11 protein-coding genes are annotated in these 14,260 nt (G+C 72.5%); 5 read left to right on the plus strand and 6 right to left on the minus strand.

The features are described 5' to 3' along the window. Positions 1–71 precede the first annotated feature (71 nt). The 4 genes from ACFVFQ_RS26325 (at position 72) to ACFVFQ_RS26340 (ending at position 5,170) form a co-directional block, all read left to right on the plus strand. Complete coding sequence (locus tag ACFVFQ_RS26325; RefSeq protein WP_383420311.1) at positions 72–2,120, plus strand: thioredoxin domain-containing protein; 2,049 nt, start codon at positions 72–74, stop codon at positions 2,118–2,120. Positions 2,121–2,228: 108 nt separating this feature from the next. Continuing rightward, the gene (locus tag ACFVFQ_RS26330) at positions 2,229–3,233 is read left to right on the plus strand and encodes an MDR family NADP-dependent oxidoreductase (RefSeq protein WP_383420313.1); all 1,005 of its coding nucleotides are present in this window, start codon (positions 2,229–2,231) and stop codon (positions 3,231–3,233) included. 153 nt (positions 3,234–3,386) lie between these two features. Next, the gene (locus tag ACFVFQ_RS26335) at positions 3,387–4,730 is read left to right on the plus strand and encodes an amidase (protein ID WP_383420315.1); all 1,344 of its coding nucleotides are present in this window, start codon (positions 3,387–3,389) and stop codon (positions 4,728–4,730) included. A gap of 29 nt (positions 4,731–4,759) precedes the next feature. Continuing rightward, positions 4,760–5,170 (plus strand): MerR family transcriptional regulator, encoded by a 411-nt coding sequence (locus ACFVFQ_RS26340; protein ID WP_383420317.1) that lies wholly within the window; start codon positions 4,760–4,762, stop codon positions 5,168–5,170. Here the strand turns inward: ACFVFQ_RS26340 and ACFVFQ_RS26345 are convergent. Together ACFVFQ_RS26345 and ACFVFQ_RS26350 are read right to left on the minus strand one after the other, a co-directional pair. Then, positions 5,167–5,793, minus strand: a complete 627-nt coding sequence (locus tag ACFVFQ_RS26345; RefSeq protein ID WP_383420319.1) for a TetR/AcrR family transcriptional regulator — start codon at positions 5,791–5,793, stop codon at positions 5,167–5,169. The genes ACFVFQ_RS26340 and ACFVFQ_RS26345 overlap by 4 nt on opposite strands. Positions 5,794–6,149: 356 nt before the next feature. Beyond that, on the minus strand, positions 6,150–6,875 hold the full coding sequence (locus tag ACFVFQ_RS26350; protein ID WP_383420321.1) for a hemolysin III family protein: 726 nt from the start codon (positions 6,873–6,875) through the stop codon (positions 6,150–6,152). A 237-nt stretch (positions 6,876–7,112) separates the two neighbouring features. On the opposite strand from ACFVFQ_RS26350, the gene ACFVFQ_RS26355 reads away from it, so the two are divergent. Beyond that, the gene (locus tag ACFVFQ_RS26355; protein ID WP_383420323.1) at positions 7,113–8,930 is read left to right on the plus strand and encodes a phosphoenolpyruvate carboxykinase (GTP); all 1,818 of its coding nucleotides are present in this window, start codon (positions 7,113–7,115) and stop codon (positions 8,928–8,930) included. 200 nt (positions 8,931–9,130) lie between these two features. Here ACFVFQ_RS26355 and ACFVFQ_RS26360 read toward each other — a convergent pair whose 3' ends face one another. The 4 genes from ACFVFQ_RS26360 to ACFVFQ_RS26375 form a co-directional block, all read right to left on the minus strand. Further along, positions 9,131–9,547: a hypothetical protein gene (locus ACFVFQ_RS26360; RefSeq protein ID WP_383420325.1), complete on the minus strand. Its 417-nt coding sequence runs from the start codon at positions 9,545–9,547 to the stop codon at positions 9,131–9,133. Positions 9,548–9,631: 84 nt separating this feature from the next. Next, complete coding sequence (locus ACFVFQ_RS26365; RefSeq protein WP_383420327.1) at positions 9,632–10,843, minus strand: pyridoxal phosphate-dependent aminotransferase; 1,212 nt, start codon at positions 10,841–10,843, stop codon at positions 9,632–9,634. 122 nt (positions 10,844–10,965) lie between these two features. Then, on the minus strand, positions 10,966–12,600 hold the full coding sequence (locus ACFVFQ_RS26370; RefSeq protein WP_383420329.1) for an amidohydrolase family protein: 1,635 nt from the start codon (positions 12,598–12,600) through the stop codon (positions 10,966–10,968). 232 nt (positions 12,601–12,832) lie between these two features. Next, complete coding sequence (locus ACFVFQ_RS26375) at positions 12,833–14,122, minus strand: amino acid deaminase (protein ID WP_383420331.1); 1,290 nt, start codon at positions 14,120–14,122, stop codon at positions 12,833–12,835. Positions 14,123–14,260 lie beyond the last annotated feature (138 nt).

Here is a 14,260-nt window from a genome sequence, read left to right on the forward strand (position 1 = left end):
AAATCCGGCAGGGCTGTGGACAACTCCCGCCTCTCCCGGCACCGGAGGCCCCCTTGGGAGAGGATGACCCCATGCCGAACCGCCTGGCTCATGAGACTTCCCCATATTTGCTCCAGCACGCAAACAATCCGGTGGACTGGTGGCCGTGGTCCACGGAGGCGTTCGAGGAGGCCCGCCGGCGCGGCGTGCCGGTGCTGCTCAGCGTCGGCTACAGCTCCTGCCACTGGTGCCACGTCATGGCCCACGAGAGCTTCGAGGACCCGGCGCTCGCCGCGCTGCTCAACGAGCACTTCGTGGCCGTCAAGGTCGACCGCGAGGAGCGCCCGGACGTCGACGCCGTCTACATGGAGGCGGTGCAGGCCGCCACCGGCCAGGGGGGCTGGCCGATGACCGTCTTCCTCACCCCCGACGCCGAACCCTTCTACTTCGGCACGTACTTCCCGCCCCAGCCGCGGCACGGCATGCCCTCCTTCGGGCAGGTCCTCGAAGGGGTCCGGGGCGCCTGGGCCGACCGGCGCGACGAGGTCGGCGAGGTCGCCGGCCGGATCGTCGCCGACCTCGCGGGCCGGTCGCTGGCCGAGTCGCTGCCCGAGGGGGAGCAGCGGCCCCCGCGCCCCGAGGAGCTGGCCGCCGCCCTGATGGGGCTGACCCGCGAATTCGACGCGGTGCATGGCGGGTTCGGCGGCGCGCCCAAGTTCCCGCCGGCCATGGTCCTGGAGTTCCTGCTCCGCCACCACGCCCGGACCGGCTCCGCCGGCGCCCTGGAGATGGTCGAGGCGACCTGCGCGGCGATGGCCCGCGGCGGGATCTACGACCAGCTCGGCGGCGGTTTCGCCCGCTACTCCGTGGACCGGGAATGGGTCGTTCCGCACTTCGAGAAGATGCTTTACGACAACGCCCTGCTGTGCCGCGCCTACGCCCACCTCTGGCGCACCACCGGCTCCGACCTGGCCCGCCGGATCGCCCTGGAGACCGCCGACTTCATGGTCCGCGAACTCCGCACCGACCAGGGCGGCTTCGCCTCCGCGCTGGACGCCGACAGCGACGACGGCACCGGGCGGCACGCCGAGGGCGCGTACTACGTGTGGACGCCGGAGCAACTGCGCGCCACCTTGGGGGAGAAGGACGCCGAGTTCGCCGCCACGTATTTCGGCGTCACCGAGGAGGGTACCTTCGAGGAGGGCGCCTCTGTCCTCCAACTCCCCGACACCGGTGAGCTGGTGGACGCCCAACGGGTGGCGTCGGTGCGCGAGCGGCTCCTTGCGGCGCGCGCGCAGCGGCCCCGCCCCGGGCGGGACGACAAGATCGTCGCCTCCTGGAACGGGCTGGCCATCGCCGCGCTCGCCGAGACCGGCGCCTACTTCGACCGCCCCGACCTCGTCCAGGCCGCCACCGACGCCGCCGACCTGCTCGTCCGCGTCCACATGGACTGGCAGGCCCGGCTGCACCGCACCTCCCGGGACGGCACGGCCGGCACCAACGCCGGTGTTCTGGAGGACTACGCCGACGTCGCCGAGGGCTTCCTCGCGCTGGCCGCGGTCACCGGGGAGGGCGTCTGGGTGGAGTTCGCCGGCTTCTTCCTGGACACCGTGCTGGTCCAGTTCACCGCCGCCGACGGCACCCTCTACGACACCGCCGCCGACGCCGAGCGGCTGATCCGCCGCCCCCAGGACCCGACGGACAACGCCACGCCCTCCGGGTGGAGCGCCGCGGCCGGGGCGCTGCTCTCGTACGCCGCGCTGACCGGCAGCGCGCTCCACCGGGACGCCGCGGAGCGCGCGCTCGGCATCGTCACCGCCCTGGGCGGCCGGGCGCCCCGCTTCATCGGCTGGGGGCTGGCCGTCGCCGAGGCCGCCCTGGACGGGCCGCGCGAGGTCGCGGTGGTCGGCCCGGCGGACGACCCGGCGACCCGCGCGCTGCACCGCGCGGCGCTGCTGGGCATCGCCCCGGGCGCGGTGGTGGCGCTGGGCGCCCCAGGGGCGGACGAGGCCGCCGAGGTGCCGCTGCTGATGGCCCGCCCCCTGGTCGACGGCGCGCCGGCCGCCTACGTGTGCCGGCACTTCACCTGCGAGCGGCCGACGACGGACCCGGAGGAACTCGCGGAGCGGCTGCGCAACTGAGGCGGCGCGGCGGGGCCGTGGCCCGTTTACCGGCCCGGCCCCGCCTCAGGTCCTAGGACCAGCGACCGGATTGAACTTGACGCGCGCGTCAAGTTCTAGCCTTCGGGCATGACGAACCGCACGCACCACGAAGTCCGCCTGGCCGCCCGCCCCACGGGGCCGGTCACCGACGACCTCTTCGAGCTCGTGGAGGTCCCCGTTCCGGAACCGGCACAGGGTCAGGTACTCGTACGCAACACCCTCATGGCGGTCGCCGCCGTGATGCGCACCCTGATGGACGAGGACACCGGCATCCCGCTGCCGTCCTTCCAGGTCGGCGAGGCGCTCAACGGGCCCGCCGTCGGCGAGGTGGTCGCCGCCCCGGGGACCGACCTCAAGCCCGGCGACCTGGTGGAGCACCACTTCGGCTGGCGCGAGTACGCCCTGCTGGACGCCGGCGACGTCCAGCGCCACGACGCCGCCGAGCTGCCCGACCCGGCCGGCTACCTCTCCCAGGGGCCCACCGCCCTGATGGGCATCGACGCCGGCGCCGAAGTGCGTCCCGGCGACACGGTGTTCGTCACCGGCGCGGCCGGCGGCGTCGGCTCGCTCGCCGGCCAGCTCGCCAAGCTGCGCGGCGCCACCCGGGTCATCGGCAGCACCGGCTCGAGGGAGAAGGCCGACCGGCTGGTCAAGGAGTTCGGCTACGACGCGGTGGTCCTCCGCGGCGCCGGGCCCATCGAGGAGCAGCTGCGCGCGGCCACCCCGGAGGGCGTCGACGCGGTCTTCGACAACGTGGGCGGCGAGCAGCTCCAGGCCGCGATCGCGGTGGCCAACCGGGGCGCCCGGATTGCCCTGGTGGGCGCGCTCTCCAGCCAGCTCGCCAACGGGGGCGCCGGCGCCGTCCCGATCGACACCCTCTCGCTGCTCGCCCGGAGCATCACGATGCGCGGCGTGGCCCTCTACGACCACCTGGACCTGATCCCGCGGTGGAACGAGCTGTTCGGCAAGGGGCTGCGCGACGGCACCCTCACCTTCCCGCACGCCCGCCTCCAGGGCATCGCCCAGGCCCCGCGGGCCCTCCAGGAGCTGATCGCGGGGAAGCATCTGGGCGCCGTACTGGTGGAGTTGTAGGGGCGGACGGTCATACGGACCCGATCCCCGGGGGAGGGGAGCGGGCCCGTAGGGGCGCCTCGGAGCTGCCGCACGCGAGGGCATGCGGTGGGCCCAGGGCGCCAACTGGTTAATTCTTCCGGGGGGTTTGTGGCCCGGAGGTAGCCTGCAAGGGTGACGACCTTGCTCGGGTGCCGCCCCCTCGTCCAGGAGGCCGCGGCGCTGCGCTCCGGTGCGGACGACCCCGCAGGCGCGGTGCGCCGCACCTGCGACCGGATCGACGCCGTGGACGGGCGGGTCCGGGCGTTCCTGCCCGAGCCGGGACGGCGCGCCCGACTGCTCGCCGCGGCCCGTGAGTTGGCCGCGATCGACCCGCGGGGGCCGGGCGGGCGGCCCGTCCTGTACGGCGTACCGATCGGGGTCAAGGACATCGTGCACGTCAACGGGCTGCCCACCCGGGCCGGTTCGGCGCTGCCGCCCGAGGAGCTCGCCGGACCGCAGGCGACCGTCATGGACAGGCTGCGGGCCGCGGGCGCGCTGATCGCCGGCAAGACCGTCACCGCGGAGTTCGCGGTCACCGCGCCGGGACCGACCCGGAACCCGCACAACACGGCGCACACGCCCGGGGGTTCGAGCAGCGGCTCGGCCGCCGCGGTCGCCGCCGGGATGGTCCCGCTGGCCATCGGGACGCAGACCGTCGGCTCGATGATCCGGCCCGCGGCCTACTGCGGGGTGGTCGGTTTCAAGCCGACCTACGGGCGGATACCGCTCGCCGGGGTGATCCCGAACGCGGTCAGTTTCGACACCCTCGGGTGTTATGCGACGGATGTGGCGGGCATCGCGCTGACCGCCCCGGTGCTCTGCGACGGCTGGCGGACCGCGGCCGGGCCGGGGCGCCCGCCGGTGCTGGGTGTACCGGTCGGGCCCTATCTGGACCGGGCCGGCGACGAGGCGCTACGGGCCTTCCACGCCCAGCGCCAGGCGCTGACGGCGGCCGGCTACGAGGTGCGCGAGGCGCCCGTGATGGCCGACTTCGCGGGGATCGTCGAGCAGCTCTTCACCATGAACCGCTACGAGGTCGCGCGGGCCCACGTCCGATGGTTCGCCCGGCACGGCGCCCGCTACCGGGAGCAGACCGCCGCCGCCCTCCGCGCGGGTCAGTCGATCGGGGACGCTGCCTACCAGGAGGCCCGGGAGCGCCGCGCCGCCTTCAGGGAGCGGCTCGCGGCGGACGCGGCGGGCGCCGGGATCGACCTGTGGATCGCGCCGGCCGCCACCGGGCCCGCGCCCGCCGACCTGACGACCACGGGCAGCTCGATCATGTGCCTTCCGTGGAGCAACGCCGGGCTGCCGTCGCTGAGCCTGCCCGCCGGCCGGGCCGCCAACGGGCTGCCCCTGGGGCTCCAACTGGTGGGCCGGTCCGGCGCGGACGAGGAGCTGCTGTCCTGGGCGGCCGACATCGAGCGCGCGCTGAACGGGGCGGCCGGGGAGCGCCGCGGCCCAACGGCCGGAAACTAGCGGGAAGTACGGGACGGGGGGAACGGCCGGTGCGGATCGGGGACGCGGCGGCGGCAGCCGGGCTGACGCCGCGGGCGCTGCGCTACTACGAGCAGCAGGGGCTGGTGACGGCCCGCAGGACGCCGTCGGGCCACCGGGAGTACGACGCGGAGGACGTCCGCCGGCTGCGGGCGGTCCGCGAACTGCGCGAGGCGGGGCTGACGGTGGGCGACGTCCGGGCCTTCGCGCACCTGCTGCAGACCCTGCCGCCGGAGGGCGTACCGGACCTGATCGGGACCGAACCGGGGGCCGGGCGGTGCGCGGCCGCCGAGGAGGTGGCCCGGCGCCGGCTGGCCGAACTGGACGGCCATATCGCGCGGTTGACCCGGTTGCGGGCACGGTTGGCCGCGCGGCTGGGGGAGCCGGACGGGCGACCCGGTGGCCGGGAGCGCGCGCGTTAGAGAGTGAGCCCGCGGGCCAGGACGTCCATCGCGCGGTCGATCAGTTCCTCCGGGTCCGTCGCCCGGGTGTCCTCGGCCCAGTGCAGCAGCGCCTCCTGGAGGGCGGCCAGGGCCGCCGCGCCGACGACCCGGATACCCAGGTCGTCCGCCGGCCGGCCGGTGCGTTCGGCGAGGGCGGCGCTGATGAGGTCGAGGTGCCCGGCGGTGAGCTCCGCGGTGCGGCCCCGGACGGCGGGCACCTCGCGGATCAGGCGGATGCGCTGGACGAGTTCGCCGCGGTCGGCGGCGTCGATGCCGCGCATGATCCCTACCGTGACGTGCCGCAGCGTCTCGACGAGCGGTTCGCCGGCCGGGCGGGCGCGGATCCCGTGCTCCAGCAGGGCACCGTACTCGTCGGTGAGGACGATGTCCTCCTTGGCGGGGAAGTAGCGGAAGACGGTACTGGGGGAGACCTCCGCGGCCTCGGCGATCCGGTCAACGGGCGTTGCGTCGTAGCCCCGTTCGGCGAAGAGCCGGAAGGCGGCCCGGCGGATCGCCTGGCGGGTCCGGAGCTTCTTCCGCTCGCGCAGTCCGGGCTTCGACTTCCGGGGCGGTGCGGCGGCGGGGGTGCGTGCGGAGACCATGCGACCCATTGTCCCCACCCGTCGCGGGACCGATGCCTGGCGGATTGACAGCCCCCTGACTGTCAGTGGGGTGTGTCACGCTGTGACGCGGGAATGGTTACTAACAGTGACGTTCGGAGGGAGGCGTGACGATGCGACCTGCGATCCATGGATACGCCGCGTTCGCCGCGGCGCTGTGCGTGGGCGGCTATCTGCTGGGCGGCGGGCTGCTGGTGACGGCCCTGGTGCTGGCCGGGGTGACGGTCCTGGCGTGGCAGGTGGCCGCGGCCTCGCGGCCGCGGCCGGGCTGGCGCGGGGTGCTGGCCAAAAGGCCGGTGGGCAGACCCGGGGCGTCGGCCGCCCGGGTCCGGCCCGCCTCAGGGATGCGAATACGCGACCAGCGAGATGCCGACGTAGTGCACCACGAAGGCCGCGAGGGTGAAGGAGTGGAAGACCTCGTGGAAGCCGAACCACCGCGGTGACGGGTTGGGGCGCTTGATGCCGTAGATCACGCCGCCCGCGCTGTAGAGCAGTCCGCCGACGATGACGAGGACGAGGACGGCGATGCCGCCGGTGCGCAGGAAGTCGGGGAGGAAGAAGACCGCCGCCCAACCCATCGCGATGTAGCAGGGGGTGTAGAGCCAACGCGGAGCGCCGACCCAGAAGACCCGGAAGGCGATGCCGGCCAGTGCGGCCGCCCAGACCGCCCAGAGCAGTATCTGTCCGTGGGTGCCGGGCACCAGCAACAGCGTCAACGGCGTATAGGTACCGGCGATGATCAGGAAGATGTTGGCGTGGTCGAGGCGGCGCAGCACGCCGTCCATCCGCGGGCTCCAATTGCCGCGGTGGTACAGCGCGCTGACGCCGAAGAGCAGGCAGGCACTGAGGGTGTAGATCGCGCAGGCGAGGCGGCCGCGGGGGCTGTCGGCGAGCGCGGTCAGCAGGACGCCGGAGAGCAGGACGGCGGGGAACATCCCGGCGTGCAGCCAGCCGCGCAGCTTCGGTTTGAGTGGCGCGGCCGCGGCGGCGATCGCCGCGCCGGGCTCGATCTTGGGCGGCCCGGCGGGGGGTTGGCTTTCGGCGGCGTCAGGCGCGGAAGTCATGGCGCAATGCTACCTACGCAACCGTAGGTTACAGATCGTCCGGAAGTGGTGACGGTCACCACGGTGCCCCCTGGACAGAAGCGAATCAGGGTCGGATGATCAAATGAGTGCGGTCGGCACCGGATGAGCGGTCACGAAGCATCCGGGTCGCGGCCCCCAAGGGGCAAAACAGCAAAAGAAGCGGTTTTCTGGCTTTATGCATGGGAAGCCGACCAAACCCCTCATCTAGGAGCGATCGTGGCGCGCGACAACGCGGCTCCCACCCCGACCCGGCACCAGGGCCTGCGCGAGTGGGTCGAAGAGATAGCGGCGATCACCCAGCCCGACCGGGTCGTGTGGTGCGACGGCTCGGAGGCGGAGTACGAGCGGCTGTGCGAAGAGCTCGTCGCAAAGGGCACGTTCAAGAAGCTCGACCCGATCAAGCGGCCCAACTCCTACTACGCCGCGTCCGACCCGTCGGACGTCGCGCGCGTCGAGGACCGCACCTTCATCTGCTCAAAGAAGGAGGAGGACGCCGGTCCGACCAACCACTGGAAGGCGCCCGCCGAGATGCGGGAGATCTTCACCGGTGAAAAGGGCGTCTTCCGCGGCGCGATGAAGGGTCGGACGATGTACGTCGTCCCGTTCTGCATGGGGCCGTTGGGCTCCCCGCTCTCCGCGATCGGTGTGGAGATCACCGACTCCGCGTACGTCGCGGTGTCGATGCGCACCATGACGCGGATGGGTCAGCCGGTCCTCGACGAGCTCGGTGAGGACGGCTTCTTCGTCAAGGCCGTGCACACCCTCGGTGCCCCGCTGGCCGAGGGTGAGCAGGACGTGCCGTGGCCGTGCAACTCCACCAAGTACATCTCGCACTTCCCCGAGGACCGGGAGATCTGGTCGTACGGCTCCGGTTACGGCGGCAACGCCCTGCTCGGCAAGAAGTGTTACGCGCTGCGGATCGCCTCCGTCATGGCCCGCGACGAGGGCTGGCTGGCCGAGCACATGCTCGTCCTCAAGCTGACCCCGCCGCAGGGCGAGGCCAAGTACGTCGCCGCGGCGTTCCCGAGCGCCTGCGGCAAGACCAACCTGGCCATGCTGGAGCCGACGATCCCGGGGTGGACGGTCGAGACGATCGGCGACGACATCGCCTGGATGCGGTTCGGCGAGGACGGCCGGCTCTACGCGATCAACCCCGAGGCCGGCTTCTTCGGCGTCGCGCCCGGCACCGGCGAGCACACCAACGCCAATGCCATGAAGACCCTTTGGGGCAACTCCGTCTTCACCAACGTCGCCCTCACCGACGACGGCGACGTGTGGTGGGAGGGCATGACGGAGGAGACCCCGGCGCACCTGACGGACTGGAAGGGCAGCGACTGGACGCCGGAGTCGGGCGTTCCGGCCGCGCACCCCAACGCCCGGTTCACCGTGCCGGCATCCCAGTGCCCGACCATCGCACCCGAGTGGGAGGACCCCAAGGGCGTGCCGATCTCGGCGATCCTCTTCGGTGGCCGCCGGGCCAGCGCGGTGCCGCTGGTGACCGAGTCGCTGAGCTGGCAGCACGGCGTCTTCCTGGGTGCCAACGTGGCGTCCGAGAAGACCGCCGCGGCCGAGGGCAAGGTCGGCGAGCTGCGCCGGGACCCGTTCGCCATGCTGCCGTTCTGCGGCTACAACATGGGCGACTACATGGCGCATTGGCTCAAGGTCGGCGCCGACAAGGACCAGGCGAAGCTGCCGCGGATCTACTACGTCAACTGGTTCCGCAAGGACGACGCGGGCCGCTTCGTGTGGCCGGGCTTCGGCGAGAACAGCCGGGTGCTCAAGTGGATCGTCGAGCGGCTGGCGGGCACGGCCGAGGGCGTCGAGACGCCGATCGGCGTGCTGCCCACCAAGGAGGCGCTGGACACCGAGGGCCTCGAACTCTCCGAGAGGGACCTGGAGTTGCTGCTCACCGTCGACAAGGACGTCTGGCGGGAGGAGGCGGCGCTGGTCCCCGAGCACCTCAACACCTTCGGTGATCATGCGCCGAAGGAGCTGTGGGACGAGTACCGGGCGTTGGTGCGACGGCTCGGCTGACGGTGCCTGCGGCCCACGTTGTCGGCTGTCCCGCCGTGGGGGTTGCTGTCTTTGCGCCTGCGGCGCGGGGCTGTTGGGTGCGGTGACGGGTCTCCGGGGCCGATGTGCAGGACTGCTTCGCTTTACGTCCTGCACACCGGCCCCTCCGGCCCGTCCCCTCCCGTTGTGGGTGGGGGAACTACGGGGCGGTGCTGGTGGTTTCAGGCGGTGGCGAGGTCGGGGCTGTCCGCGGTGTGGGCGGCCAGTTGGTCCTCGGCGAGCTTGATGGCGTCGGCGTCGTCGCGTGTGGTGGCGACGGCCAGGGCGTTGCCAGCGAGGGTGCGGGCGCGCTGGCGGAGGGCCGGTATCCGGGCCGGGTCGCCGCCGGACGGCTCGGCCCGCAGCGGGAGTTGGCCGCTCAGCCGGGTGACCTCGGCGGCGATGCGCTCGGCCGCGGAGGCCAGCGCGGCGCGCTCCGCGGGGCACCCGGTCAGGGCGTGCAGCTCGTCGGTGACGGTGAGCAGGGCGGTCAGCTGCCCGGCGAGCCGGATGTCCAGCTCCTCCTCGCGGGACCGGTGCGGGATCCCCTGGGCGACGGCCATGCTGTGGACCGACTTGGTGCGGATCGGTTCGTACATGGGATGGCCTCCTGAAAAAGTCCAGGAGGCCATCCTAGCTTAGACTCTGTCTAAAGTTGTGGTCTGTATAGAAGTCGCGGTGCGTCAGTACTGTCCGTAGCCGTCGAGGAAGGAGCCGATGCGGGTGACGGCGTCGGTCAGATCGTCCTTGTTCGGCAGTGTGACCAGGCGGAAGTGGTCGGGCTCGGGCCAGTTGAAGCCGGTGCCGTGGACGATCATGATCTTCTCGGCGCGGAGCAGGTCCAGCACCATCTCCCGGTCGTCCTTGATCTTGTAGACCTTCGGGTCGAGCCGCGGGAAGGCGTAGAGCGCGCCCTTGGGCTTGACGCAGCTGATGCCCGGTATACGGGTCAGCAGCTCGTAGGCGGTGTCGCGCTGCTCCAGGAGCCGGCCGCCGGGGAGCACCAGGTCGTTGATCGACTGCCGGCCGCCGAGGGCCGTGGCGACCGCGTGCTGCGCCGGCATGTTGGCGCACAGCCGCATGTTCGCCAGGATCGTCAGCCCCTCGATGTAGGAGGCGGCGTGCGCCTTCGGGCCGCAGACCGCCAGCCAGCCGCTGCGGTAGCCGGCGACGCGGTACGCCTTGGACAGGCCGTTGAAGGTCAGCGTCAGCAGGTCGGGGGCGAGCGCGGCGAACGGGGTGTGGGTGACGCCGTCGTAGAGGATCTTGTCGTAGATCTCGTCGGCGCAGACGATGAGGTTGTGCCGGCGGGCGATCTCGGCGATGCCGCGCAGCAGTTCGTCGTCGTAGACGGCGCCGGTGGGGTTGTTGGGGTTGATGACGACGATGGCCTTGGTGCGGTCGGTGACCTTGCGCTCGATGTCGGCGAGGTCCGGCATCCAGTCGGCCTGCTCGTCGCAGCGGTAGTGGACGGCGGTGCCGCCGGAGAGCGAGACCGAGGCCGTCCACAGCGGGTAGTCCGGGGCCGGGACCAGTACCTCGTCGCCGTCGTCCAGCAGTGCCTGCATCGACATCTGGATCAGCTCGGAGACGCCGTTGCCCAGATAGACGTCGTCGACGGCGAGCTCGATGCCCTTGGTCTCGTAGTGCTGGACCACCGCGCGGCGGGCCGAGAGCAGGCCCTTGGCGTCGCCGTAGCCGTGTGCGGTGCCCACCGAGCGGAGGATGTCTTCCAGGATCTCGGGCGGGCATTCAAAGCCGAACGCCGCAGGGTTGCCGGTGTTCAGCTTGAGGATGCGGTGACCCGCTGCCTCCAGCCGCATGGCCTCCTCAAGGACCGGGCCGCGGATTTCGTAGCAGACGTTGGCGAGCTTCGTTGACTGGATCACCTGCATGACCGCCACTCTACGGGGGCGTACCGACACCCGCCGGGTGGCTTTCGCCACGTGGTGAGCGGAGGGTGAGGGTGCGTCGCTGAGTGTGAGGGGTGGGGTGGTGCGGGATCCGTGGTGGGGCGCTAGCCGCGCGGGCCCGGGGTGCGGCGGATGGCGCGGCCCGCCAGGGTGTCGGTGCGGTGGCCGTCCTCGATGACGAAGCGGCCGTCGATCAGGACGTGCGGGATGCCGACCGGTGGGGTGCGCGGGGCGTCGAAGGTGGAACCGGCGGCGACCGTCTCGGGGTCGAAGAGGACCAGGTCGGCGCGGTACCCCTCGCGGATCAGGCCGCGGTCGGGCAGCCGCAGCCGGGCTGCGGGGCGGGAGGTCAGGTGCGCCACGCACTCCTCCAGGGTCAGCACGCCCAGTTCGCGGACGTACCGGCCGAGGTACTGGGGGAAGGTCCCGTACGCCCGCGGATGCGGCTTGGCGCCCTGGAGGATGCCGTCGCTGCCGCCGGTGTGGACCCGATGCCGCATGATCTGCCGGACGTTGTCCTCGTGGCCGACGTGCTGGAGGATCGTCGGGCCCAGCCGGTCGGCGATCAGCAGGCGGCGGGCGGCGTCCCAGGGGGACTGGCCGCGGTCGGCGGCGCCGCGGGCGACGGTGTGGCCGACCCAGTCGGCCTGGGCGGGGTCGGTGACGCCGGAGATCTCGATGGCGTCCCAGTCGATCGGGACGCCGTGGCAGCCGTCCGAGCCCGTGACCTCCAGGGCGTGCCGGATCGACTCGGCGATGGCGTCGTCCGCGAGCCGCGCCAGGATCGCCTCCGGGCCGCCCTCGCTGGCCCAACTGGGCAGCATCGCCACGAGCGTGGTGCAGCCGGGGGTGTACGGATAGGTGTCCAGGGTGATGTCGGCGCCGGCGTCCAGGGCGTCGTCCAGGAGGGCCAACAGCTCGGGCGCGCGGCCCTTGTTGACGCCGAAGTTCATGGTGGCGTGCGCCAGGTGCAGGGCGCAGCCGGCCTCGTGGGTGAGGGCGACCATCTCCGCGTACGCCTGGAGGGCGCCGGCGCCGTAGGAGCGGTGGTGCGGGCAGTAGTAGCCGTCGTAGTGCGCCACCACCCGGCACAGTTCGGTCAGTTCGGCGTCCGAGGCGTACATGCCCGGGGTGTAGGTGAGGCCGGAGGACAGGCCCACCGCGCCCTGTTCCAGGCCCTCGGCCACCAGGCGCCGCATCCGGGCCAGTTCGGCGTCGGTGGCCGGCCGGTCGTCCCAGCCGAGGGCGAGCATCCGGACCGTGCCCTGGGGGATGAGGTAGGCGGCGTTGACGGCGATGCCCTCGCCGTCGAAACCGTGGTCGAGGCGGTCGAGGTACTCGCCGACGGTGCGCCAGGTGAAGGCGAGGGAGTCGTCGTCCGGGCCCCCGCCGTTCCAGCCGGCGATCTGGGCGCGGACCGCGGTCAGCGTGCGGTCGTCCACGGGGGCGTAGGACAGGCCGTCCTGGCCGAGGACTTCGAGGGTGACGCCCTGGGCGGCCTTCGCGGTGTGCGCCGGGTCGCGCAGCAGCGCCAGGTCGCTGTGGGCGTGCATGTCGATGAAGCCGGGGGCGAGCGCGAGGCCGGCGGCGTCCACGGTGCGGGTGGCGGACGGGCGGGGGCCGCCGGCCCCGGCGCGGTGCACGGCGGTGATCCGGCCGTCGGCCAGGGCGACGTCGGCGCGGTAGGAGGGGCCGCCGGACCCGTCGATGACGCGTACGTCGCGGAACACGGTGTCCATGGCGGGCCGCCTTTCGTCAGTCCGTCCCGGCCGTCCGCGCGGGCGAGTTGGGGCCGGTGGCGGCGCGCACGGTCGCGGGGTCGGGGACGGGGTCGGGGGTGACCCTGGGATCTCTCGGGGGTGGTCGATCGGGGGTCGGGTCAGGGAGTGATCAGGGGGTTCTCGGGGTGCGCCGGGGCGAGTTGCGCACCCGGCGCGGGTAGCACAAGAACATGCAGAACGATCAGAACGATCAGAAGAACGTGCGGATGAAGTCGACGACCGTCCCGTCCTGTTCGACCAGCGGGATCAACTGCCACTTGTCGAAGGAGGTGCACGGGTGCGACAGGCCCAGGGCGACCCAGTCGCCCACCTCCAGATCGCCGGCGTGCTCGGTGCGGACCCAGGCGTGCTGGTCGGACAGGCCGGTGACGGTGAGGCCGGTGGCCGGGCGCAGGGTGCCGTCCCGGCCGGAGCGCACGGCCTGCGCCGTCGGCAGGTCGAGGTCGTACGCGGCGTCCCGCTTGCCGGCGTTGAGGAACGCCTGCTCCGGGGTGGGCCGGGAGACCACCTGCGCCCAGAGCCGGAAGGCGGGCTGGAGGGCGCCCTCGTCCGGCAGCCGGTTGAAGGGGGTGAGGTGGTGGTAGTGCCCGTCGTCGTGCGAGACGTAGGCGCCCGAGCGCAGCAACTTGAGGACGGGCGCGGAGAGTTCGGGGAGATCGGCGAAGACCTCGGCCACGGCGTCGAACCACGCGCTGCCGCCGGCGCTGACCACGATCTCGTCGAGGTCGGTGAAGCGGCCGGAGGCGTCGAGCTCGGCGGCGAGCGCGACCAGCCGCCGCAGCCAGGCGGTGACCCGCGCATGATCCGCCTGCGGCACCTCGCCCTCGTAGCCGGCGACGCCGACGAGGCGGAGGGTGTCCACGCCCGCGATGGCATCGGCGAGTTCGCGGCACTCGGCCTCGGTGCGCGCGCCGGTCCGGGCGCCCTCGCCGGCGCCGAGTTCGATGACGACGTCCACGGGCCGGGTGGCCTCGGCGGCGCGCAGCGCGGCGTCCATCAGCTCGATGCCGCGCAGCGAGTCGACGTAGCAGACGAAGCGGAAGTCCGGGTCGGCGGCGAGTTCGCCGGCCAGCCAGCGCAGCGCGGCGGCGTCGACGAGCTCGTTGGCCAGGAAGATCCGCTGGATGCCGAAGTCCCGGTAGACCCGGGCCTGGTGGGGCACGGCCGCGGTGATCCCCCAGGCGCCGTGGGCCAGTTGGCGGGCGAAGAGCTGTGGGGCCATCGAGGTCTTGCCGTGCGGGGCGAAGGCCAGGCCGTGCCGGTCGGCGTAGGTCTCCAGGAGGGCCAGGTTGTGGTCGAGGGCCTCGGCGGAGAGGGCCAGGACGGGGGTGGTGAAGCCGTCGGTGAAGAGGTTGCGGCGTTCGGCGGCCAGTTCGCCGACGGTGCGGCCGGCGGCATCCGGGGGGAGTGCCTTGAAGCGGTGATCGACGGTGTCGTCCGCGAGGTGGGTGAGTTCCCGCGCGAGCCGGTCGCCGGCCATGGAGCCTCCTCGAAGAGTGCGTTGCATGCTCTGCAACGCTCATTGCGCATATCGCTTAGAGCTGTCTAACATCCGGGCCATCGCCCGGTCAATGGTCCGAAAACACCGGCAGACGCAGCGGGAAACGCGCCGCGGCGC

It is taken from the genome of Streptomyces sp. NPDC057743 (assembly GCF_042798755.1).
Taxonomy (GTDB): domain Bacteria; phylum Actinomycetota; class Actinomycetes; order Streptomycetales; family Streptomycetaceae; genus Streptomyces.

What these genes read in the sequence shown, in the direction of transcription:
- ACFVFQ_RS26365 (WP_383420327.1), bottom strand. Translation starts at nt 10,843, where the DNA reads ATGCAGGTGATCCAGTCAACGAAGCTCGCCAACGTCTGCTACGAAATC.
- ACFVFQ_RS26360 (WP_383420325.1), bottom strand. Translation starts at nt 9,547, where the DNA reads ATGTACGAACCGATCCGCACCAAGTCGGTCCACAGCATGGCCGTCGCC.
- ACFVFQ_RS26345 (WP_383420319.1), bottom strand. Translation starts at nt 5,793, where the DNA reads ATGGTCTCCGCACGCACCCCCGCCGCCGCACCGCCCCGGAAGTCGAAG.
- ACFVFQ_RS26330 (WP_383420313.1), top strand. Translation starts at nt 2,229, where the DNA reads ATGACGAACCGCACGCACCACGAAGTCCGCCTGGCCGCCCGCCCCACG.
- ACFVFQ_RS26325 (WP_383420311.1), top strand. Translation starts at nt 72, where the DNA reads ATGCCGAACCGCCTGGCTCATGAGACTTCCCCATATTTGCTCCAGCAC.
- ACFVFQ_RS26350 (WP_383420321.1), bottom strand. Translation starts at nt 6,875, where the DNA reads ATGACTTCCGCGCCTGACGCCGCCGAAAGCCAACCCCCCGCCGGGCCG.
- ACFVFQ_RS26375 (WP_383420331.1), bottom strand. Translation starts at nt 14,122, where the DNA reads ATGGCCGGCGACCGGCTCGCGCGGGAACTCACCCACCTCGCGGACGAC.
- ACFVFQ_RS26370 (WP_383420329.1), bottom strand. Translation starts at nt 12,600, where the DNA reads ATGGACACCGTGTTCCGCGACGTACGCGTCATCGACGGGTCCGGCGGC.